The 20,276-nt window shown below is 69.1% G+C and carries 20 protein-coding genes and 1 pseudogene; 10 read left to right on the top strand and 11 right to left on the bottom strand.

From position 1 onward, the window contains the following. Positions 1–972 (bottom strand): alpha/beta hydrolase family protein, encoded by a 972-nt coding sequence (locus A605_RS09985; protein WP_015401393.1) that lies wholly within the window; start codon positions 970–972, stop codon positions 1–3. Positions 973–1,284: 312 nt separating this feature from the next. On the opposite strand from A605_RS09985, the gene thrC (A605_RS09980) reads away from it, so the two are divergent. The 6 genes from thrC (A605_RS09980) (at position 1,285) to A605_RS09960 (ending at position 6,557) form a co-directional block, all read left to right on the top strand. Then, a complete protein-coding gene (thrC, locus tag A605_RS09980) occupies positions 1,285–2,730 on the top strand; it encodes a threonine synthase (protein WP_015401392.1) in 1,446 nt (481 codons plus the stop codon). A gap of 84 nt (positions 2,731–2,814) precedes the next feature. After that, on the top strand, positions 2,815–4,260 hold the full coding sequence (gene thrC / locus A605_RS09975) for a threonine synthase (RefSeq protein ID WP_015401391.1): 1,446 nt from the start codon (positions 2,815–2,817) through the stop codon (positions 4,258–4,260). A gap of 6 nt (positions 4,261–4,266) precedes the next feature. Continuing rightward, on the top strand, positions 4,267–4,437 hold the full coding sequence (locus A605_RS15645) for a hypothetical protein (RefSeq protein WP_169331442.1): 171 nt from the start codon (positions 4,267–4,269) through the stop codon (positions 4,435–4,437). Positions 4,438–4,449: 12 nt separating this feature from the next. Then, entirely contained in the window at positions 4,450–5,355 is a 906-nt protein-coding gene (locus tag A605_RS09970) for a trypsin-like serine protease (protein ID WP_015401390.1), read from the top strand. 196 nt (positions 5,356–5,551) lie between these two features. Then, positions 5,552–6,082 (top strand): NUDIX hydrolase, encoded by a 531-nt coding sequence (locus A605_RS09965; protein ID WP_015401389.1) that lies wholly within the window; start codon positions 5,552–5,554, stop codon positions 6,080–6,082. A gap of 70 nt (positions 6,083–6,152) precedes the next feature. Next, complete coding sequence (locus A605_RS09960; protein WP_015401388.1) at positions 6,153–6,557, top strand: cupin domain-containing protein; 405 nt, start codon at positions 6,153–6,155, stop codon at positions 6,555–6,557. A 25-nt stretch (positions 6,558–6,582) separates the two neighbouring features. Here A605_RS09960 and A605_RS15515 read toward each other — a convergent pair whose 3' ends face one another. The 5 genes and pseudogenes from A605_RS15515 to A605_RS09940 form a co-directional block, all read right to left on the bottom strand. After that, the gene (locus A605_RS15515) at positions 6,583–6,735 is read right to left on the bottom strand and encodes a hypothetical protein (RefSeq protein WP_154653288.1); all 153 of its coding nucleotides are present in this window, start codon (positions 6,733–6,735) and stop codon (positions 6,583–6,585) included. Positions 6,736–6,936: 201 nt separating this feature from the next. After that, positions 6,937–7,449, bottom strand: a complete 513-nt coding sequence (locus A605_RS14820) for a hypothetical protein (RefSeq protein WP_015401387.1) — start codon at positions 7,447–7,449, stop codon at positions 6,937–6,939. 36 nt (positions 7,450–7,485) lie between these two features. Beyond that, on the bottom strand, positions 7,486–8,307 hold the full coding sequence (locus A605_RS09950; RefSeq protein WP_015401386.1) for a DUF1206 domain-containing protein: 822 nt from the start codon (positions 8,305–8,307) through the stop codon (positions 7,486–7,488). Between the two features lie 356 nt (positions 8,308–8,663). Beyond that, entirely contained in the window at positions 8,664–9,470 is an 807-nt protein-coding gene (locus tag A605_RS14815; protein WP_015401385.1) for an Ltp family lipoprotein, read from the bottom strand. Positions 9,471–9,908: 438 nt separating this feature from the next. Further along, positions 9,909–10,808 (bottom strand): annotated as a pseudogene (locus A605_RS09940) (glutamine synthetase family protein); the annotation flags it as partial. 120 nt (positions 10,809–10,928) lie between these two features. Here A605_RS09940 and A605_RS09935 point away from each other — a divergent pair. Then, the gene (locus A605_RS09935) at positions 10,929–12,416 is read left to right on the top strand and encodes a DUF2252 family protein (RefSeq protein WP_149029416.1); all 1,488 of its coding nucleotides are present in this window, start codon (positions 10,929–10,931) and stop codon (positions 12,414–12,416) included. A 94-nt stretch (positions 12,417–12,510) separates the two neighbouring features. Here A605_RS09935 and A605_RS09930 read toward each other — a convergent pair whose 3' ends face one another. Beyond that, entirely contained in the window at positions 12,511–13,683 is a 1,173-nt protein-coding gene (locus A605_RS09930) for a flavin-containing monooxygenase (protein ID WP_015401382.1), read from the bottom strand. Positions 13,684–13,716: 33 nt separating this feature from the next. Next, on the bottom strand, positions 13,717–14,790 hold the full coding sequence (locus A605_RS09925; RefSeq protein WP_015401381.1) for a class I SAM-dependent methyltransferase: 1,074 nt from the start codon (positions 14,788–14,790) through the stop codon (positions 13,717–13,719). 125 nt (positions 14,791–14,915) lie between these two features. Here A605_RS09925 and A605_RS09920 point away from each other — a divergent pair, with 125 nt between their 5' ends. Further along, positions 14,916–16,439, top strand: coding sequence for an AfsR/SARP family transcriptional regulator (locus tag A605_RS09920; RefSeq protein WP_015401380.1), 1,524 nt, complete (start codon positions 14,916–14,918; stop codon positions 16,437–16,439). After that, positions 16,423–17,688: a hypothetical protein gene (locus A605_RS09915; RefSeq protein WP_015401379.1), complete on the top strand. Its 1,266-nt coding sequence runs from the start codon at positions 16,423–16,425 to the stop codon at positions 17,686–17,688. The genes A605_RS09920 and A605_RS09915 overlap by 17 nt, the downstream gene beginning before the upstream one ends. A 22-nt stretch (positions 17,689–17,710) precedes the next feature. Here the strand turns inward: A605_RS09915 and A605_RS09910 are convergent, their stop codons facing one another. Continuing rightward, on the bottom strand, positions 17,711–17,911 hold the full coding sequence (locus A605_RS09910) for a hypothetical protein (RefSeq protein WP_015401378.1): 201 nt from the start codon (positions 17,909–17,911) through the stop codon (positions 17,711–17,713). A 120-nt stretch (positions 17,912–18,031) separates the two neighbouring features. After that, positions 18,032–19,024: an urea transporter gene (locus tag A605_RS09905; RefSeq protein WP_015401377.1), complete on the bottom strand. Its 993-nt coding sequence runs from the start codon at positions 19,022–19,024 to the stop codon at positions 18,032–18,034. Between the two features lie 118 nt (positions 19,025–19,142). On the opposite strand from A605_RS09905, the gene A605_RS09900 reads away from it, so the two are divergent. Then, on the top strand, positions 19,143–20,030 hold the full coding sequence (locus A605_RS09900; protein WP_015401376.1) for an SGNH/GDSL hydrolase family protein: 888 nt from the start codon (positions 19,143–19,145) through the stop codon (positions 20,028–20,030). A gap of 71 nt (positions 20,031–20,101) precedes the next feature. Here the strand turns inward: A605_RS09900 and A605_RS15960 are convergent, their stop codons facing one another. Beyond that, a complete protein-coding gene (locus tag A605_RS15960; protein WP_015401375.1) occupies positions 20,102–20,230 on the bottom strand; it encodes a hypothetical protein in 129 nt (42 codons plus the stop codon). Positions 20,231–20,276 lie beyond the last annotated feature (46 nt).

The following is a 20,276-nucleotide window of genomic DNA, read 5'->3' as shown; positions in this document are numbered from 1 at the left end:
TCAGGAGGTCTGGGGTTCCGGGGAAACGGCGTCCACGGGGTGGGCCTCCGCCAGCACGTCGTGGAGCACGTCGACCTCGTCGAGGGTGAAGTGGTCGTCGTCGCGGGTGAAGTCCGTGGTCACATTCGCGAAGCCCTGATCGCGGTAGAACGCCGCGCCCTCGCGGGCGGCGCTGAGGGCGTCGAACTCGGCGGCGGGGTCGGCCCCGGTGTCGCGGGTGCCGGTGGTCCAGTACAGCGGCAGACGTTCCTTCTTCTCCTCGGGCACGGCGCTGAGCACTGCCGCGGGTGCGCCACCGCCGCCGGTCATGATCGCGCCGGCGGTGATCGTGTGCCCGGCGTACGGCAGCAGGCCGTAGCTGATCATCTCCGCGCCCCCGGAGTAGCCCATCCACCACGCGAGTTCGGGGTCGACATCGTCGAGGGTGGAAATCCGCTCCCGGTACAGGGCGTTCAGCCAGCGGGTGTTCTCCCCGAGGTTCGTCCACCAGGTCCGGTCGTCGGAGGGGGACAGCGGCTGCACCAGCACCATGTTGTAGGAGGTGGCCACGGCGGCCAGGCAGCTGGCCAGCTGATCCGAGCCCTCGTACTCGTAGGCGCCGTCACCGTGGAGGCGGACCACCACGCCCACCGGGCGACTGGTGTCGATGCCGTTGGTGAACACGCGGTAGGTGCTGGAGACACCGTCGTGGGTGAACTCCTCCTCGCGGTACCCGCGCTGTTCCGCGGTGAGCTCCCGGTCGCCGGTGTCGGTGACGCCGGACCGTGCGGCGGCGTCGCTGACGCACCCGCAGTCCTGCGCGGTCGTCGGCAAGCAGTAGTCCTCCGGCGGGCCCTGGGCGCCGAGGGGCTCGGTGACCAGGCGGGCGAGGGCGATGGTGGTGGCGAGGAAAATGATGGCGAGCACAAGTATCACCGGCGCGACGGAGGCGGACCGGTACTTCCGGCCACCCTGCCTGTCAGGGGAGGTCATGCTTTCCGGCCCCCCCCCGCCTGAACGGGCCCGCCCGCGTAGTAGTTCATCAAGTTGTCAGGTCTCACGTCCGGTTGGTCCGCAGTGCTCCGCCGCCGGAAAACGGTGGGCGCGTGCGGGAATGGCAGGAACGAAGCGGCGGGGATCCGCGCTTGAGGTGTGGTTTCCGTGCGTGCTCCGGGCATGCCCGGAACAGTCGGAGATTCTACTACACGACAGGGGGGCGGTTGTGTCCGGTCCGGGGCCTCGACCGCCCACGGTAGGGGGTGAGTGGGGGCGCGGGGGTCTGGGGCCCAACGTAGGGTGTGGGACGTGGATTACATTTCAACTCGAGACGCTTCCAGTACGCCCGCCAAGTTCGCCGACATCCTGCTCGGTGGTCTCGCCCCGGATGGTGGGCTCTATCTGCCTGCGGAGTATCCGCAGCTGGATGACGCCACGTTGACGCAGTGGCGGACCCTGCTGGCGGAGAAGGGCTATGCCGCGCTGGCCGCCGAGGTGCTCAAGCTTTTCATCGACGACATTCCGGCCGAGGACATCGAGGCGATGACGGCCCGCGCCTACACCTCGTCGAAGTTCGCGAGCGAGGAGATTGTCCCCGTGACCCGCCTGGAGGGGCAGCTGTACCTCGGCCACCTCTCGGAGGGGCCGACGGCCGCGTTCAAGGACATGGCCATGCAGCTGCTCGGTGAGCTGTTCGAGTACGAGCTCGGCCGCCGCGGTGAGACCATGAACATCCTCGGTGCGACGTCGGGGGACACGGGTTCCTCGGCGGAGTACGCCATGCGCGGGCGCACCGGTATCCGGGTGTTCATGCTGACCCCGGCGGGGCGGATGACGCCGTTCCAGCAGGCGCAGATGTTCGGGCTGGATGATCCGAATATCTTCAATATCGCCGTCGACGGTGTCTTCGACGACTGCCAGGACATCGTCAAGGCCGTGTCGGGCGATGCCGAGTTCAAGCGTGAGTACCGCATCGGGGCGGTGAACTCCATCAACTGGGCGCGGCTGGTTGCCCAGGTGGTCTACTACGTCTCCACCTGGTTGAAGATCACCGAGACCAATGACCAGCAGATTTCTTTCTCGGTGCCCACGGGCAATTTCGGCAATATCTGCGCCGGCCATGTCGCCCGCCAGATGGGCCTGCCCATCGACCGGTTGATCGTGGCCACCAACGAAAACGACGTGCTCGAGGAGTTCTTCCGCACCGGCTACTACCGCCCCCGCACCGCGGAGAAGACCGTGGCCACCTCCTCGCCTTCGATGGACATCTCCCGCGCGTCGAACTTCGAGCGTTTCCTCTATGACCTGCTTGAGGGCGACGCCGCCCGCGTGCGGTTCCTCCTGGACACCGCGCACACGCAGGGGGGCTTCTCCCTGGCCGAGGACAGGATCATGATGGACGTCATCGACGAGTTCGGGTTTGGTGCCGGCAAGTCCACCCACGCCGACCGGGTGGCCACGATCAAGGACACCTGGGAGCGGCTCGGCGTCATGATTGACCCGCACACCGCCGACGGTGTGTTCGTCGCCCGCGACTGGCGCAAGGACGTCGACACCCCGATCGTCTGCCTGGAGACCGCCCTGCCGGTGAAGTTCGCCGAAACCATCGTCGAGGCCACGGGCCAGGAGCCCGAGATCCCGGAGCGTTTCGCGGGCATCCTCGACGCCGAGCGTCACGTCACCGACCTGCCGAACGACGTCGAGAAGGTCAAGCAGTTCATCATCGACTCGATCGAGGGCACCGAGGTCCGCTAGCAACACCCTGCTCCCCGGGGCCGATGCGGTGCCCGGGGGAGCGCCGCGGGAAGGATGCGGGGGTGTCCACGTAAGGTGGTCGGCGTGCACTATATTTCGACCCGCGACGCCTCCCGCACCCCGGTCGGGTTCGCCGACATCCTGCTCGGTGGTCTCGCCCCGGATGGTGGGCTCTATCTGCCTGCGGAGTATCCGCAGCTGGATGACGCCACGTTGACGCAGTGGCGGACCCTGCTGGCGGAGAAGGGCTATGCCGCGCTGGCCGCCGAGGTGCTCAAGCTTTTCATCGACGACATTCCGGCCGAGGACATCGAGGCGATGACGGCCCGCGCCTACACCTCGTCGAAGTTCGCGAGCGAGGAGATTGTCCCCGTGACCCGCCTGGAGGGGCAGCTGTACCTCGGCCACCTCTCGGAGGGGCCGACGGCCGCGTTCAAGGACATGGCGATGCAGCTGCTCGGTGAGCTGTTCGAGTACGAGCTCGGCCGCCGCGGTGAGACCATGAACATCCTGGGTGCGACGTCGGGGGACACGGGTTCCTCGGCGGAGTACGCCATGCGCGGGCGCACCGGTATCCGGGTGTTCATGCTGACCCCGGCGGGGCGGATGACGCCGTTCCAGCAGGCGCAGATGTTCGGGCTGGATGATCCGAATATCTTCAATATCGCCGTCGACGGTGTCTTCGACGACTGCCAGGACATCGTCAAGGCCGTGTCGGGCGATGCCGAGTTCAAGCGTGAGTACCGCATCGGGGCGGTGAACTCCATCAACTGGGCGCGGCTGGTTGCCCAGGTGGTCTACTACGTCTCCACCTGGTTGAAGATCACCGAGACCAATGACCAGCAGATTTCTTTCTCGGTGCCCACGGGCAATTTCGGCAATATCTGCGCCGGCCATGTCGCCCGCCAGATGGGCCTGCCCATCGACCGGTTGATCGTGGCCACCAACGAAAACGACGTGCTCGACGACTTCTTCCGCACCGGCGCCTACCGGGTGCGCTCCGCCGCCGACACGCACAAGACGTCCTCGCCGTCGATGGACATCTCGCGTGCGTCGAACTTCGAACGCTTCATCTTCGACCTCCTCGGACGCGACGCCGGGCGCACCGCCGAGCTCTTCGGCACCCGGGTGCGCCAGGGCGGGTTCTCACTTGCCGACGACCCCGCCTTCGCCGCCGCGGTCGGCAGGTTCGGCTTCCTGTCCTCCCGGTCCACGCACTCCGACCGGCTCGAGACCATCCGCGACTGTCATGAGCGTCTCGGTGTGCTCATCGACCCGCACACCGCCGACGGCATCAAGGCCGCCCGCTCGTGGGCTGTCGACGTCGACACCCCGATCGTCTGCCTGGAGACCGCCCTGCCGGTGAAGTTCGCCGAGACCATCGACGCCGCGATCGGCCGCGAGCCGGCGGTTCCCGAACGTTTCGCGGGCATTCTGGAGGCGGATCGGCACGTCGCGGAGCTGCCGAACGACGTCGAGAAGGTCAAGCAGTTCATCATGGAATCGATCAACAACACCGAGGTGAGGTAGGACAACATGGGCCAGATGCACCACATGCCGCAGGAGTACTTCCAGGAGTTCGATCCGGAGAAGTTCGCCGAGCAGATCAAGGCGCAGGCGGCGGCCGAAGCCGCCGAGGCCGCTGAAAACGAGGCGGGGGAGAGCGCCACGGGCGAGGCACAGGACGGGCAGAACACCGACGACTAGGCCGCACCAGACGTGAAAACCTCAACCTGGGCGGGTGCCGGTGCGGTCCTGCTGGCCCTCGTCGCAGTCGTCATCCTGATCGGCGTCGACCAGAACGGCCGGCTGGCGCAGTCGGTGACCGCGGTATCCGGGGCCGTGCCGGACACCCCCACGCTCGTCGCCGAGCCAGGACAGGAGCCGCAGCCGGCGACCACGCTGCGCGTCCCCGAGGCCAGCCCCTGGGCACCGGGCACCTCCATCACCATCACCGACCACGCACCGGTGCCCGGTGAAGTGGTGCAGGTCGGGCACTGCACCGTCGCCTACAGCTTCACCACACCCGAGACCAGCTGGGCCGTCACGGCCGCGCACTGCGGCAGCCCCGGCGACCTGGTGTGGGCCACCAATGACGGGGCTGAGGTGGACTTCAGCGCCCCCGTCGGACACTTCACCTACTCCGGTCTCTACGGGGCGGAGTCCTCCGAACTCGACGTCGGCATCATCGAGATCACCGATCCCGCCCGTTGGATGAGCGCCCCGGATCCGGCCGCGCCCACCCTGCTCGCCGACCGCGTGGACGACCTGCCCGCGCAGGTCTGCAAGTACGGCACCACCACCGGACACACGTGCGGGGAGCCATTGCTGAGCCACACCCGGGAACTGCTGGTCAACGACGACGGCGTCGAGGTCACCGCGGTAGCCGGCACCGCCCGGGTGTGCGCCCGCGCCGGCGACTCCGGGGGACCGGTCTACGCGAACGTCGGTGAGCAGCGTGTGATCGTCGGCCTGGTGTCCGGCACCCGCGACGCCATCACCGGCACCGGATGCGAGGGACCCGACGCGGGAGAGATGACGATGTCGTACACGCCGATGCCCCGCATCCAGGACCTCGTGGACCGGGTCGTGCCCGGCGCACAGTTCGAGACGCGGATGCTCTGAGCCCGCCCCACGGCAGCAGGGTCATCCGGGGAATACTCCTCTGTCCCACTCCGGAAGGCACACGTCAACACCTCAGGGACGGGGGAGGGCGATCCTGCATTGTCGCTCTCGCTGTCACCGGGCCGGAGGTCGTGGAGGAAGAATTCCCTCCGGATAGACTGTGGCCGACCCGTGGAAGAAAGGACCCTACCCCCGCATGCCCATCCCAGACTTCATCCTCAAGCTGCGCTCCAAGATCGGCCACGACCCGCTGTGGCTGCCGGCGGTCACCGCGGTGGTCATCCGCGACGTCCCGGCCGACGCCCCACTGTGGGCCGTGCCGGAGGTGCTGATGGTCAGGCGGGTCGACAACGGGGAGTGGACCCCGGTGTGCGGCATCACCGAGCCCGGGGAGGAGCCGCACGTCACCGCCGTCCGCGAGGTCAAGGAGGAGACCGGCCTGGACGCGAAGGTGGAGGCGCTGCTCGGCGTCGGTGCGGTCGGCCCCGTCACCTACGGCAACGGGGACGTGTCCAGCTACATGGACACCGCCATGCGTCTGTCCGTGGTCGGGGACGACGTCCCGGTCGTCGGGGACGATGAGAACTCCGACGTCGGCTGGTTCTCGGTCGCCCGGCTGCCGGCGACGAACCCCCGGTTCCGCATGGTCATCGCCGACGCCGTCGCCCAGATGAAGCATCCGGGTGGTTTCCGCCCGCGGATGGGCTACACAAAACGCTCGCGCTGACGGGGGCGGGGGCCCACACAGCCGGATCGGTACGCTGCCGCGTCTCCGGTTTGGCAGTATCGTCGAGGCCATGAGCCCTCATTTCCCCCTCGGCAATCCGGCCAATCCCGACTGGTTCACCGGTGAGGTCCACATGGCCTCCATGGAGGAGCCCACGGAGCTGCAGGCCGCCAACGTCACCTTCGCCGCCGGTGCCCGCACCAACTGGCACACCCATCAGGTCGGCCAGCTCATCGTCGTGGTCGACGGCGTGGGAATCTTCCAGGAGGAGGGCCACCCCGCCCGCCTCATCGCCGCCGGTGATACCGCCTGGGCCGGCCCGGGCGTCAACCACTGGCACGGCGCGGTCGAGTCCGAGCCGATGACGCATGTGGTGGCCAATCTGAAGGACGACGAGGGGGGTTTCGTCGACTGGGGCCGTGCGGTCACCGACGAGGAGTACTCGCAGGCCAACGAGGACGTCCGCGTCTACTAGACGGCTACCGGGGCCCGTCCCAACCTCAGCCGAACGGGCCGTTGGCCCAGGACAGGAGTGAGACGGTGTCGAGGATGACCGCGAGGTCCCCGACGTCGACGACCACCGTCTCGATGAGTGAGGAACCCTGGTGGTTGAACTCGCCCGACGCACCTTGGTCATGGGCTACGGTGTTCACGTTGACCGAGTCATCTACGGGAACGGGTGCCGCCGAGGCGGCGGGTGCGACCGCGAGCGTCCCCGCCACCGTCGAAAAGGCGAGGACTCCCGCGGAAAAGCGTTTTGTCCGGACATGGTTCTCCTCCAGGGGGAGCGGTGGACATTTCCACCAGGATAGAGCGCGGTCGGAGGTTTCGGGGATGCCCGTTCGCCCCGTCGGTCACCAGCCCTCGTCCGTCGGCCACTCCGCCCGCGGCCCCCAGATCGTGCCCCGATCGAGGTGGGTGCTGCAAAACGGCTCCCACCTGCCGTGGAGCGCGCGGTGCAGCTCGTCCGCGGAGTCGACGAAGCAGACGACCTCCAGCCAGGGTGGGGCCGACTCGTCGTGGACCTCGTCCGGCTCGTGCGTACGTCCGCACACCACCAGGTGCGGCGGGCCGCCGTCCGGGGCGAGCACCAGGTTGCCCGCCACGGCCAGCTCGTAGATCAGCGCGCACTGCTGCTCGTTCAACGCCGCGTTGTAGATTTGCCCGTAGAACGAGCGCGCGCCTTCACCCAGCCAGGACGACTCAAACGCCAGCTCCTGCCCACCCATGCGCGGTGGGTTGCCCGCGGCGTCGACAAGCAGGGGAGTGCGGGTGCCGGAGGATAATCCGTGGGTGGCGAAGATGCGGCGGATCTCGTCGAGGTCCGGATCCTCCTCGACCGGCACGAGCGTCAGTGAACGTCCCATGGGGCCGAACCTAGCAGCGGGGGCTGCGGGAGACGCCTACATCCGCACGTACCGTGCGCGGGCGATGGAATATAGACCGTAGAGCCCCAGGCCGATGCCGACGGCGATGAGCGCCAGGGCACCGGCCGGTTGCGCACCGAGAGTGCGGAGGGCGACGTCGAGGCCGCCGGCCTTCTCCGGGTCGTTGGTCCACGCGCCCCACACGATCAGCCCACCCAGAATGGCGAACGCGATGCCGCGGGCGATGTAGCCGGCCATGCCCGCGCCGATGATCGCCGAACCGACGTGGCCCGCCCCGGCGCCGGCCTCAAGGTCCTTTTTGAATCCCTTGGTCGCGCCGCGGTAGATGTTGTGGAGGCCGACCCCGAGGACCACGAGACCGGCGATGATGACGAGGACCATCCCCGCCGGCTGCGCCAGCACCGTGGCGGTGATGTCGGAGGCGGTTTCGCCGTCGGAGGAGGAGCCGCCACGGGCGAAGGTCGAGGTGGTGAACGCCAGGGAGAGGTAGACCACGGCCATGATCGCGCCCTTGGCCTTGTCCTTCGCCTCCTCGCCGATGACCAGCTGGGTCAGCCGCCACAGGCCGAGGGCCACCAGCGCCACGACCGCGATCCACAGCAGCATCCGGCCACCGGGTGCTTCGGCGATGGTCTGCAGGGCACCGGAATTGGAGGCCTCCCCGCCGCCGCTGCCGGTGGCGATCCGGACCGCGATCCAGCCGATGATGAGGTGGAGGACTCCCAGGACGATGAAGCCGGCGCGGGCGAAGAACACCAGGGCGGGCTGGTCGGCCGCCCGCTGCGCCGTCCGGTCGGCCGATCGTCCGGCCTTGTTCTTCGCCTGGTGTAGGTCCATGCCTTCATTAAACCCCAGCGGAGTGCCCGCGACCGTAGGAATGATCGGAGTGCTCGTCGTCAGCCGCGGCGGGTTGTGCATCTGTCGCCCAGTCGGCATGGACGATCTGGACGGAGAAGACGAAGAGGCACGTCAGCACAGTTCCGGCCGGTCTACAGCGATCTGGTGGTCCCGCGACAGGGGAGGTGAGGAGGTCGTCCCCGTACGACGGGGAGCCCGGGGCAGCTGCCTCCGATCACGCCCAGGCGGCCCCCGGGGATCCTGCGTCAGCGCGCGGGCATTCCTGTCCAGCCAGGGCGGGGAGTCATCGGGTCCAGGAGCTCCGTCGTACCGGAGGACGAGGAGCGGGTGCCGGATTACTGGACGCTGTTCACGCCGTGCTGGGCCTGCTCCGGGGTGAATCCCTCGTAGATGAGCTGGTCGTAGAGGCCGGAAGCGGAGAACGCTGAGTATTCCACGTAGCTCTGGGCTGATTCCGCTGCCTCTGCGTACCAGTCGGCATTCACGTTGTCGAGGGCGTACTGTGCCTGCGCCGGGGTGAACTCCTCGTAGAGGAGCTGGTCATAGAGGCCGGTCGCTGAGAAACCGGAATAGTCCAGATAGTCTCCAGCCGAACCAAGTGCCTGTTCATTCCAGTCGGCAGCCACATTATCGACCCCGTACTGGGCATCTTCCGGGCTGAAGCCCTCATAGAGGAGTTGATCGTAGAGGCCGGTCGCCGAGAAGTTCGAGAAGTCGAGGTAACTCTGTGCCTGTCGCAGGGCATTCCGGCTACCGAACGGGACACCGTCCGTTGCAGGCTGTTCCGTTGCGGGCTGTTCCGTTGTCGGCTGTTTCGTGGTGGGCTGTGCTGCCGGGGCATCGGTCCGGCTGTTTGCCGTCGGCGGGGCTGGGGCCGTTGTCGCCTCGGAAGTCGGTGAGGGGCGGTCAGTCACCTCCTGCCTGCTGGTTGTGCTGCTCTCGGTGGCCGTCACCGTGACTGTTGCCCGTGCGGAAGTGCCGGATGTGGTCGTGGTTTCTGAGGCGCCTGGGTTGCAGCTGCCGATCAGGCCGATGAACAGGATCACCGCGATGATGGCGGCGATGGTCTTGCCCTGTTTGTACCAGGGCTTCTGCGGCGGCTGCGGTTCCCCGGGCCACTGGTGGAACTGATTGGAGTTCATCCCGTCAGGCAGGGGTGACCCGTAGCCGGGATTCGGGGTGTTTCCATACGGTGCCTGCCCGTGGTCGTGCGGGGGCGGTCCACCGGCAGGCTGCTGCCGATCTGTGTTTCTGCTCATTAGCTGCGCTTCCTCTTAAAACGATATAAATATTTCCTGGAGATTAACAGAAAGAGATAAAAGAAACCGCATTCATCCGGCGGGTTCATCAGGTGACGGCCCAGCGGCTGGGGAGGTGCCGGTACAGGTTATTCACTGGGACGCGGGGACAGCCGGTGCGCGGTCGCCGTTCGCCTGTTGTGGGACTGGGCGGTACGGACCCGGGGTAGGTGACGTGTCCCTGCCCGGACCGGCCGGCCTGAGCTCATCGGATGCGTGAAAAATCCCCACTCTTGGACCAGAGCGGGGATTCGTCTTGCCGGTGATGCCCGGCCTGAGGGCTCAGCAGTCGTAGTAGAGCTCGAACTCCTGCGTGGTCGGGCGCAGACGGGCCGGGATGATCTCCTCGTCGAATTTGTACTGGATGTGGGTCTCACTGAGGTCCTCGGTGAAGACATTGCCCTCGGTGAGGAAATCGTGGTCGTCGGCGAGTGCGTTGAGCGCCGCCTCAAGCGAGGTCGGCACGCTGGCGACGTCCGCGATCTCATCCGGCGGGAGCTCGTAGAGGTCCTTGTCCACAAGAGCGGGCGGTTCGATGCGGTTGCGCACGCCGTCGAGACCGGCCATCATCATCGCCGCGAAGGCGAAGTAGGGGTTGCCGGACGGATCCGGGGCGCGGAACTCGATGCGCTTGGCCTTGGGGTTGTTGCCCGTGATCGGGAGGCGGATGGCCGCGGAGCGGTTCTGCTGGGAGTAGACCAGGTTGACCGGCGCCTCGAAGCCGGGCGCCCGGCGGTGGTAGGAGTTCAGCGTCGGGTTGGTGAAGGCGAGCACCGCGCCCGCGTGCCGGAGGATGCCGCCGATGTAGTGCCGGGCCATGTCCGACAGTCCCGCGTAGCCGGACTCGTCGTGGAACAGCGGTTGGCCGTCCTTCCACAGCGACTGGTGGACGTGCATGCCGGAGCCGCCGTCATTGACCATCGGCTTGGGCATGAAGGTGGCCGACTTGCCGTTGCGCGTGGCGGTGTTCTTGACGATGTACTTGAAGGTCTGCAGGTCATCGGCCGCGTGCAGCATCGTGTTGAAGCGGTAGTTGATCTCCTGCTGCCCACCCGAGCCCATCTCGTGGTGGGCGCGCTCGACCACGAAGCCGACGTCGCTGAGGATCCCGCCCATCTCGTCGCGGAGATCCTGCAGGTGGTCGTAGGGGGCGACGGGGAAATAGCCGCCGGGTCCGCGGGACCCGGCGGTGGAACCGGCCGCGGCTGGGCATGGTGTCCAGTGTATGGATTTATGGATCTGGAACCTGCCGGGGTGCTGGCCCACCCGCGGCGGGAGGTGGGGCGGACCATAATGAACGGCATGAGCGCTGAGAAGAGCACCAGGAACGAAGCCGCGGAACTGCTGGAGTCGGTGGCCGAACTCGGCCTCCCGCAGCCGGAGGTGGTGCGGGTGCCGACACACGCGCGGCGTCGGCAGGCGTTCGAGCGCTTCGCCCGGGCCACCGCTGCGGGTGAGGTGACCGTCCCGCCGCAGCTGCTGCGCGGCCGTCAACGACGGCGGCACATCCGCGACACCGTCACCGAGGATCACGTGGTGCGCATGCATCTCGCGCCGTGGGCCGTGCGGGAGAAGTTCCGCGAGCTCGCCGCCGACCGGTTCACCTTCTTCCGGGGCACGGCCCTGCTGTACTACCGCGACCTCGCAGGCTCTGACGCGGGACTGCCCGTCGTGCCGACGGTCGGGGACGTGCATCCGGAGAACTACGGTGTGCTGCCCGGGGCGGACGGGCGGCCGGTGTTCTCCATCAACGACATGGACGAGGCGTGGATGGCGCCGTTCACCTGGGATCTGCACCGCGGGGCCGTGGGTTTCGCGCTCGCCGGGGAGCAGCTGGGCATGAAGCGGAAGAAGGCGATGAAGGTCGCGGGCCGGTTCATCGGCGGCTACTTCGACGGCATCGCCGACTGCCTGAACGAGCCGGAGGCCGTCACCCGTCGCATCACCACCGAAAACGCCCCGGGGGTGATCGAGCCCTTCCTGGCGAAGGCCTCCCGCTCACGGAAGAAGTTCCTGGCCAAACGCATCGACTTCGACACCTTGACCTTCCGGGAGGACGACCGGGTGCAGCGACGTCCCGAGCTGATCGACCGGCTGCGGGTGGCGGTCCAGGACTACGCGCGCACCGTGGACCACGGGGAAGACCGCGAACGGCCGAGGGACTTCTTCCGCATCCACGACGCCGCGATCCGCACCCGTTCCGGCACCGCCAGCCGCGGCCTGGCGAGGTTCTGGGTGCTCGTCCAGGGGTGGGGGAGTGCGCCGGAGGAGAAGGTCATCCTGGAGCTGAAGATGGCCCGGCACTCCTCTCTCGACGGGCTCTCGCCGGTGGACGGTGACGGGGACGTGGGGGCGGATGTCATCCTGGGGGAGAGCACGGCGGGGCGCATCGCCACCGCCTTCGAGGCCTTCGTCGCCGACGGCGATCCGCTCTACGGCTTCATCGAGATCGCCGGCATCAGCTTCGTCGTCCGCGAGCGCAGCCCCCAGAAGGTCAACGTCGACGTCGCCGATTTCGATCCCAAGGGGCTGAAGAAGTACGCGCGGCTGTGCGGGCGGATCCTCGCGCGTCAGCACGTGCGGGCGGAGCAGCGGCTGAGCGGATCCGAATCGGGTGTACCGGGGCAGATCCTCCGCGCCGGACACGTACATGTCTTCCACGCCGACGCCGAGGAGTTCGTCGCCGAGCTACTGGACCGGATCGACGCCGATTTCCGCCTGTTCAGTGAGGACGTCGAGCGCGGGGCCTACGAGGTGCTCTCCCTGTCCGAGTTATCCGATAAGGGGTAGACCCGCCAGAACCTGGATGAAGAAACTTTCATTCAGGCTTTCCCACGGTCACGATGTGCTCCGCCGAAGCGCCGGGCTGCTGCGGGAGCTGAACTCAGGCGGCCGCGGTATGTCGGGACCTGCGGGCCTCCTTCGCTGACCGGGTCGCGATCTCGCGTGCCACCCGCCGGGCGATCTTGCCGACGTAGCCGGTCAGGCCCGGACGGTAGACGTAACCCACGAACCGTAGGCCGGGAGCCACCTCACCGCCGGTGCAGTCGAGCGGCAGACCGCGCTCATCGAGCACGTCGAGCCCGGCGACAAGGTCGGGGAGGCCTGTGTCATAGCCGGTGGCGAGGATGACGGCGTCGGCGGTGACGTGCCGGCCGTCAGCGAGGACGACCGTGTCACCGTCCAGGGCGGTGACCGCGGGAACGCATTCGATGGCTCCGCCGCGAATGGCGTCGATCACCTCCCGGTCCACGACGGCGGGTCCGGCCCCGTTTTCCTTCTGCCGCGACATCATGCCCCGGGTGGGACGAGGTAGCCCGTACCCGCTCAGATCCCCCACGATGCGGCGCTGTACCGCGAAGACCAACCGGTCGGCGAGCGCGGTCGGCAGGTGGAAGAGCAGCGGGGCAGGCAGGTCACCCGGTAGGCCGTTGAGCTCCCGCAGCAGGATGTTCGGCGGGGTACGTACCGCGAGCCGGACCGCACGGGCACCGCCGGTGGCCAGCTGGTGGGCGATCTCCATGCCCGAGGAACCGGCGCCGACGACCACGACGGAGCGGCCCGCGAAGTCCGCGGCGTCCCGGTAGGCGGATGAGTGCAGGACTTCGCCGTCGAACCCCGGTTCTCTCGCCCACCCAGGGATGCGCGGCCGGTTGAACAGACCGGTGGCGATGACCACGTGGCGGGCCCGGCGCTCGCCGGCGGACGTGGTCAGCGCCCAGCCCTCGCGGATGCGGCGCACACCGGTGACCTCGACCCCGGTCTCCACCGGAATGCGGTGGTCGGCGGCATAGCGTTGCAGATAGGTGAGATACTGCTCGCGGGTGGGGAACTGACCGTACTCCCGTGGGAAGGGTGCGCCCGGCAACGCCGAGCTGCGTCGGGACGTGTTGAAGCGCAGGCCCTTGTACCGTGCGGCCCACGTGGCGGCCAGCTCGGATCCGCGTTCGAGGACGGTCGTCGGTACGTCGCGGGCCAGCAGTTCGGCGGCGGTCGACAACCCGGCCGGGCCGGCCCCGATGACAATGACGGTGTCGGTGGTGTCGGTGGTGTCCATTGTCTTCTCCCTACTCGATGCCGGGCCCGGAGATCAGGGCCGGGCCTGGAGGACCATGTTGAACGGGCTGTCCGCGATCCGGTGGACCGTGTCGAAGCCGGCCTCGGCGAGCACGTCGCGCAACCTGCGCTCTCCCGCTTGGCCGCCGAGCGCGAGACCCACCGGCTGGGACAGGGAGTTCGGGGTGCACATGAAGGTCGACGCAGCGTAACCGATGGGGGCCGCCGGATTGCTGAGATTCTCCGCGAGGTCGTCGGCCGCCTGCGGCTCGACGATGAGCAGGGAGCCGTCCGGGGCCAGGGCGTTGCGCGCGAAGGCGGCCGCACCCACGGGATCCCCCAGATCGTGGAGGGTGTCGAAGAAGGCGATCAGGTCGTAGTCCTGTCCCGGGTACCGGTGGCAGGGTGCGATCTCGAAGGTCACCCGGTCGTCCACGCCGGCGGCGGCCGCACGTTCCCGGGCAGTGAGGATCGACGGCCCGTGGGAGTCGAAGCCGAAGAAACGGGAGCTCGGGAAGGCCTGCGCGAGCATGATGAGTGCGGCGCCGTGCCCGGTGCCGATGTCGGCGACGGTGGCGCCGTCGGTGAGTTTCCCGGACAGCCCGTCGAGCGCCGGGATCCACTCGGAGAGGAGATGGTCGCGGTACTGGCCGGCCCAGAACCTCTCCGTGGTCTCGAACACCAGGGGATCGTGGTCGCCCCAGGGGATTCCCTCCCCGCTGCGGAAGGCCCGGAGCAAGGGGTCGAGGTCACGGAACATGCCGGCGGGGTTGAGGCACGCGCCCACCAACGCAGGATCGGTGAGGACGGCGGCCCAGGCCGGTGGCAGGGTGAAGCTTTCGTCCGCGGGGTCGAAGCGCAGGAACCCGGCAGCGGCCTGCTGGGCCAGCCATTCGCGGACGTAACGTTCCCGGGTGCCGGTGGACTCGGCGAGCCGCTGTGATGTCACCAGACCGCCGTCGGCCAGGGCCTGATAGAGGCCGAGGCGGTCACCGACGACGATCATCGCCGTGGTCGCAGCCCCGGTGATCAGGCCGAGCAGCTCCTGGGCGTGCTGTTGCACCTCAGCCTGGAGATCGTGGTTTGTGTGCATGTCTTGGGTGGTCATGACGGATTCCTCTGGCGTGTCCGGGTGGTGGATGGTGGGGGTGGGTGTCCGGTTCAGTTCCTACCCTGCGCGCACCCGCTTTCAGGGGGCTTTCATCGCTGCCTCAGAAAGCGGACAATGGAGTCATGGCAGGAGCGCCCGTCCAGATCGACGTCCTGGGGTCGCTTGAGATCCGGCGCGCCGGGGCGCGGGTGGAGCTGCGCGGTTCCCGGCCCCGGGCGGCGCTCGCCGCACTGCTCGTCCACGCCCCGTACCCCGTCTCCCCGGACGGGCTCGCCGCGGCGATCTGGGAGAAGGAGCTGCCGGCCCGACCGCGCGGCGCCGTGCAGACCGTCGTGTCCCGGCTGCGCTCGGTGCTCGGCGACGAGGTGGTCCGGCATGATCCGGTCGGCTACCACCTGGAGCTTCCCGCCGGGACGGTCGACGCCGACCGGTTCGAGGCGCTGTGCCGGCAGGCGGGGGAGCTGCCGACGTCCCGCGCCGCGGAGATGCTCGACTCTGCCCTGGGATTGTGGCGCGGTCCGGCCTACGCCGAGTTCGCAGACCGGGAGTTCGCCGTCACTGAGGCCGTCCGTCTCGGGGAGCTGCGGATGAAGGCGATGGAGGATCGCGCCGTGCTGGCACTGGAGCTCGACGACGCCGATGCTTCGGTGTCCGTCCTGCAGGGAGTGGTCGCCGAACAGCCGCTGCGGGAGCGCGCCCACGGCCTGCTCATGACGGCGCTCTACCGGGCGGGCAGGACGACCGAGGCACTCGAGCAGTACCAGGCGTTACGCCGCAGTCTTGTCGAGGAGCTGGGACTCGACCCGTCGCCCGCGCTGCGGGAGCTGCAGGTGCAGATTCTCGACCATGCGGTGCCGGAGAGCTCCGTGGCCCGCCCACCCCCGCGGCGGGTGCCGCCGTCCTGGGAACCCGCCACCGGTATCTTCATCGGCCGGGAGGACGACACCGGGGAACTGCTGCGCGCCGCAGCCGCCCACCGCCTCGTCAGCGTCACGGGGCCTGGCGGCGTCGGCAAGTCGCGGCTCGTCGCCGAGGTGCTGCCCGAGCTGACCCGCCGGCTCGACCGGCCCGCCGCCGTCGTCGAACTCGAGGATGCCCAACCGGAGCAGGTCGATGAGAAAGTCGCCGCCTCGCTGGGGCTGGGGTTCGCCGCCGAACCGCGGGCGGCGGTGCTCGAGTACCTCGCCGCCTCTTCCCTCATCCTCGTGCTCGACGCGTGCGAGCGGGTTCTCGACCGGACACGGTCTCTCGTCCGGGAGATCCTGTGGGTGGCGCCCCGGGTGAACCTCGTGGTGACGAGCCGACACCGGTTGGATATGGGTGCCGAGCAGGTTCTCCCGCTGTCACCGCTGACGCCCCCGGATCCCACGGACGGGCCGGACCGCGCGGTCCTCGCGCCGGCGATGCGGCTGTTCATCGAGCGGCTGCGCCGCGCCCGGCCCGCCACCGATCTCAGTGTCCCGTTGGTCCGTGACGCGGGCGAGGTGTGCCGCCGCCTCGACGGCCTGCCGCTGGCGCTGGAACTGGCCGCCACGCAGGCGGCCACCCTCGGCGTCCGCACGGTCCTGACCGGCTTCGGCACGGGGCTGCACCTTGCAGGGTCGGCCGGAACAACCGCTGCGCTCCGTCGTGGCCCGTTCCCATGACCTGCTGGGGGAGGCGGACCGTGCGCTGCTCGGACGGCTGTCGGCCTTCACCGGATCATTCGAGCTGGACGACGCCGGGACCCGACCGGCGTACTGGCGGTGGGCGGCGGAGAGCGCCGGACGCCGGGCCGACGAGGCGGCCGGGCCGGACGCGGCGAGGGCACTGCGCCGACTGGATCTCGCCTCGGCGGATCTGACCGCGGCGGCGGAACAGTCGCTCACCGCAGGCCGACTCGACCTGGCCGCGCGCACCGTCGGACACGTCGGACGGTGCATCCTCTGGATTCCGGGGATGGCCCTGGCCGAGGTGACCCTCGCGGTCGGTGATCATCCCCGGCTCCCCGGGGTCGCGGGGGAGTCGCTGGCCCGCGGGGCAGCGGCGATCGCGGCGGTGGAGCGCGGTGAGCTCGAACGGGCCGAACGACTCGGTCGGCTCGCCCGGGAGACGGCCACCGCCCCGGCCGAACGGTTCCTTGCCTCCGTGGCGCTGGGGGTCACCGCGGTGTACGCCGGAGACTGGGAGCTTGCAGTCCGGCGGTGGCGCCGGGTACTCACGATCGACGGTCTTCCCGCCGCCTACACGGCCGACGCGCACGCCGTCCTGGCCTTGCTCCTCGCGGCCACCGGCAGCCCCGGGGAGCCGGGGAAGCACGCCGCGGAACACGCGGCCGACGCGCGTAGGGCGGCCGAGCGCAGCGGGGCCCCGTCACGGACGGCGTTCGCGCTCTACGCCAGCGGGGAGGTGCTGCTCGCGACCGACCACGTTGCCGCCGTCGACGTCCTCCGCGAGGCCGCCCGCATGGCCGACACCGCGAACGCCGTGCAGGTGGCGGCGGTCGCACGGGTGGCGCTGCTCGCTGCGCTGACCCGCACGGGCCGGACGGCGGAGGCCGTCGACCTGTCGCTGACGCTGCTGGAGCTGCAGCAGCGCCGCAGTTACTGGGCCCAGCTGTGGAACATCATGCGGATCCTCGCTGAACTGTTCACCGCGGCGGGCCGGCTCGAGACGGCCGAACTGATTCTGGCCGCCGCCGAGGCCTCGGAGTCCGCGCCGGTACCGGCGGGCGTCGACATTGAGCGCCACCGGCTCCTGCGCCGGCGGGTGCACGAGGGGCTCGGCACCGAACGGGCCGACCGGATCGCGGCGATCGCGCGGCTGCTGCCGCGCACGGAGATCCTCAACCGTGCCCGTGACACCGCCCGGGCGCTGAGCCGCGGGGAACCGGAGCACCCGACGGATACCCGGTGAGTCTGCCCGCCGGCGGAAGCGGTCAGAGGACGAAGACCACGAGCACCGAGAGCATCATCACGATCACCGGCAGGATGAATACGCCGGCGACCACGAACGGGCTCCACTTCGCCATGGGATCCGGCGGGACCGGGGTATTCTGCAGCTCAATGGTCGCGCGGGAGTGTGCGATCTCCGCCTCGACGAGACGCCGGATGTACTCGTCTTGTTCGAGAGGGGACATGACGTGCTCCTTTCCACCCACACGATACTGCTGGATGATTATCGTAGCCCTCCCGGCGGACACGTCCGGCCTTTGCGTCGTCGCACGAACCCACGCGGTCTTCCCGCCGGCCCCGGCGCCTCAACGCCGGTCCCCGGCACCGCGCCCCGTTGACCGCTCGGCGGGTTCCGCCGCGGTGTGCTCCGGCGCCTGGACGGTCACCGGCCGCCGTTCCGGGAACAGCAGGTGGCTGCCGATGAGCACCAGCCACATCGCGAGCAGGAACGGCCAGGTGAACACGATCACCGGGGTCAGCTCCAGCACCGGCTGGAGGAGCAGGGTCAACCCTCCGACGACCGTGCCGAGCACCCGGGTCACCGCGCCGCGGTCGGCCCACAGCACGGCCCCGAGCCCGATGGCGACGAGCACCGCGGAATAGGCGTGCAGGCCCGAGGAGGCCTCGCCGATACCGTGGATCACCGCGGCGCCGCCGAGCGCCAGCGCGGCGCCGGCCAGTCCGAATCCGGCGGCCGTCGGGGAGTCGATGAGCAGTGCCGCGACGATCAGCGCCCCACACAGCAGACCGTCGGCCAGTAGGACCTCGGAGAAGCTGTTGAACAGGCCCAGCGCCACACCGGTGGGAAAGTCCGCGGCGGTGGTGGGCTCCCCGGGCCCGACGAGTTGTCCGACGGCCCCGAAGATCAGGCCCGCGACGATGCAGAACGGGGCCGTGGCCACGGGCAGGGAGAACCGCGCGAGCGCCGGGGTGGCGAACAACCACCGCACCAACTCGTGGACGGCCACGCAAGCGAAGGCACCGGTGACGGTCAACAGCACGGAGGCGTGGGTGTACCCGGCGTGCAGTCCCGCGGCGGCACCCACCAGAGCGCCGTTGTAGCCCAGCAGGCCGTGGCGGACGTCGTCCCGCAGGCCGACGGCCCACCCCACGAGGCTCTGGGCGGCCGAGCCGAGCAGGACCAGGGCCGCGAACCGCGGATCCATGACCGACAGGCCACACAGGATGAGCAGCCCGGACACGGCGTTCTCGAGGAAGATGATCTGTGATACCCCGCGCAGCACGTACCGGGCGGGGGACAGCACGGTGGACAGAGGCAGACGATGTCTGGGGCGCACGGCCGACCACCTCCTTTCCCTGCCGTCGCGCGGATCGACTCTGAGGATACGGTGGTGACGTCGCGACGGCTCCCGCTTCCGGGCGCCCTCGCTGCGCTGACTCGGTTATCGTGGGGCCGTGATCACACGCAGCCTGCAAGCCGGTTCCGTCGTCGTCCTCACCTGCCTGGCCCTGACGGCCTGCGGTACCGAATCCGGGATGTCCGACACCGCGGGGCAGACCACCACGGAGCAGACCACCGCGCCGGATCTGCCCCACGACTACGTCGCGCTCGGGGACTCCTACGCGGCCCTCGGCAGCCGGGACGCTGCCCTCAGCGGGCCTGCGTTCTGCCGGCGTTCCGCCGACAACTATCCCTCCCAGGTGCTTGCCGACGCCCGCGTTACCGGACAGGACGTCAGTTGCCAGGGCGCGGTCACCGACAACCTGCTCCGCCCCAGGAACACCGGCTCGGAGGAGATCCCCGCCCAGCTCGACTCGTTGACGGAGGGCACGGACCTGGTGACGCTGTCCATCGGCGGCAACGACATCGAGTTCGGGGGCATGGCCGGATGCTTCGGCCAGGCGATGCGCGCCGGCCTGCCCTCCGACTGCGCGGCCACGTGGGACGGGCCCGCCCGGGCCCAGCTGGCGGAACTGCCGGACGCCCTCGATCAGGTCCACCAGGCGATCACCGACCGTTCGCCCGACGCCCGGGTCATCGTCACCGGTTATATGCCGTTGATCGCCCCGGGGGATGACTGCACCGAGCTCGCGGCAATCAGCGAGGCGGACCGGGCATGGGCGGTTGCGCTGACCGACGAGCTCAACCAGGTGGTCGCGGACGCTGCGGAACGTCACGGGGCGGACATGGTCCTGCCGGCGGGTACCGGGGAGCACACCGGGTGCGCGGCCCCGGAGCAGCGCTGGGTGGCCTTCCACGGCAATGAGACCGGGGCGTATCCCATGCACCCGACCCCCGCGGGACAGGCGGCCATGGCGGAGACGGTCCTGGCCGAGCTGTAGCGGTCGAAGACAGGGCCGGCCCCCTGCCACGCGCGGCGGAAGGGAGCCGGTGGGACCTGTGTCAGGGCGTGCTACGAAAGTCGTTTCATCCATCGGTCGATGTTGGCGAACTGGACGGTGGCCTCGAACCGGACCGTGAGTTTGTCGTAGCCGGTGGCCACGCCCCAGTTGTGCTTGAGTGCGTTAAAGCACCGCTCCACGGTATTGTGTCCCTTGTACGCCTCAGCGTTGAACTTCGGGGACCGG

Source organism: Corynebacterium halotolerans YIM 70093 = DSM 44683 (assembly GCF_000341345.1).
Classification (GTDB): Bacteria; Actinomycetota; Actinomycetes; order Mycobacteriales; family Mycobacteriaceae; genus Corynebacterium; species Corynebacterium halotolerans.
Note: the sequence above shows the minus strand (reverse complement) of the source record. Positions and strands in the feature narration are given on the sequence as shown.

Excerpts from the sequence above, each read along its gene's own strand:
- A605_RS09985 (WP_015401393.1), bottom strand. The coding sequence starts at position 972 with ATGACCTCCCCTGACAGGCAGGGTGGCCGGAAGTACCGGTCCGCCTCC.
- A605_RS15645 (WP_169331442.1), top strand. The coding sequence starts at position 4,267 with ATGGGCCAGATGCACCACATGCCGCAGGAGTACTTCCAGGAGTTCGAT.
- A605_RS09965 (WP_015401389.1), top strand. The coding sequence starts at position 5,552 with ATGCCCATCCCAGACTTCATCCTCAAGCTGCGCTCCAAGATCGGCCAC.
- A605_RS09960 (WP_015401388.1), top strand. The coding sequence starts at position 6,153 with ATGAGCCCTCATTTCCCCCTCGGCAATCCGGCCAATCCCGACTGGTTC.
- A605_RS14820 (WP_015401387.1), bottom strand. The coding sequence starts at position 7,449 with ATGGGACGTTCACTGACGCTCGTGCCGGTCGAGGAGGATCCGGACCTC.
- A605_RS09950 (WP_015401386.1), bottom strand. The coding sequence starts at position 8,307 with ATGGACCTACACCAGGCGAAGAACAAGGCCGGACGATCGGCCGACCGG.
- A605_RS14815 (WP_015401385.1), bottom strand. The coding sequence starts at position 9,470 with ATGAACTCCAATCAGTTCCACCAGTGGCCCGGGGAACCGCAGCCGCCG.
- A605_RS09935 (WP_149029416.1), top strand. The coding sequence starts at position 10,929 with ATGAGCGCTGAGAAGAGCACCAGGAACGAAGCCGCGGAACTGCTGGAG.
- A605_RS09930 (WP_015401382.1), bottom strand. The coding sequence starts at position 13,683 with ATGGACACCACCGACACCACCGACACCGTCATTGTCATCGGGGCCGGC.
- A605_RS09925 (WP_015401381.1), bottom strand. The coding sequence starts at position 14,790 with ATGACCACCCAAGACATGCACACAAACCACGATCTCCAGGCTGAGGTG.
- A605_RS09920 (WP_015401380.1), top strand. The coding sequence starts at position 14,916 with ATGGCAGGAGCGCCCGTCCAGATCGACGTCCTGGGGTCGCTTGAGATC.
- A605_RS09910 (WP_015401378.1), bottom strand. The coding sequence starts at position 17,911 with ATGTCCCCTCTCGAACAAGACGAGTACATCCGGCGTCTCGTCGAGGCG.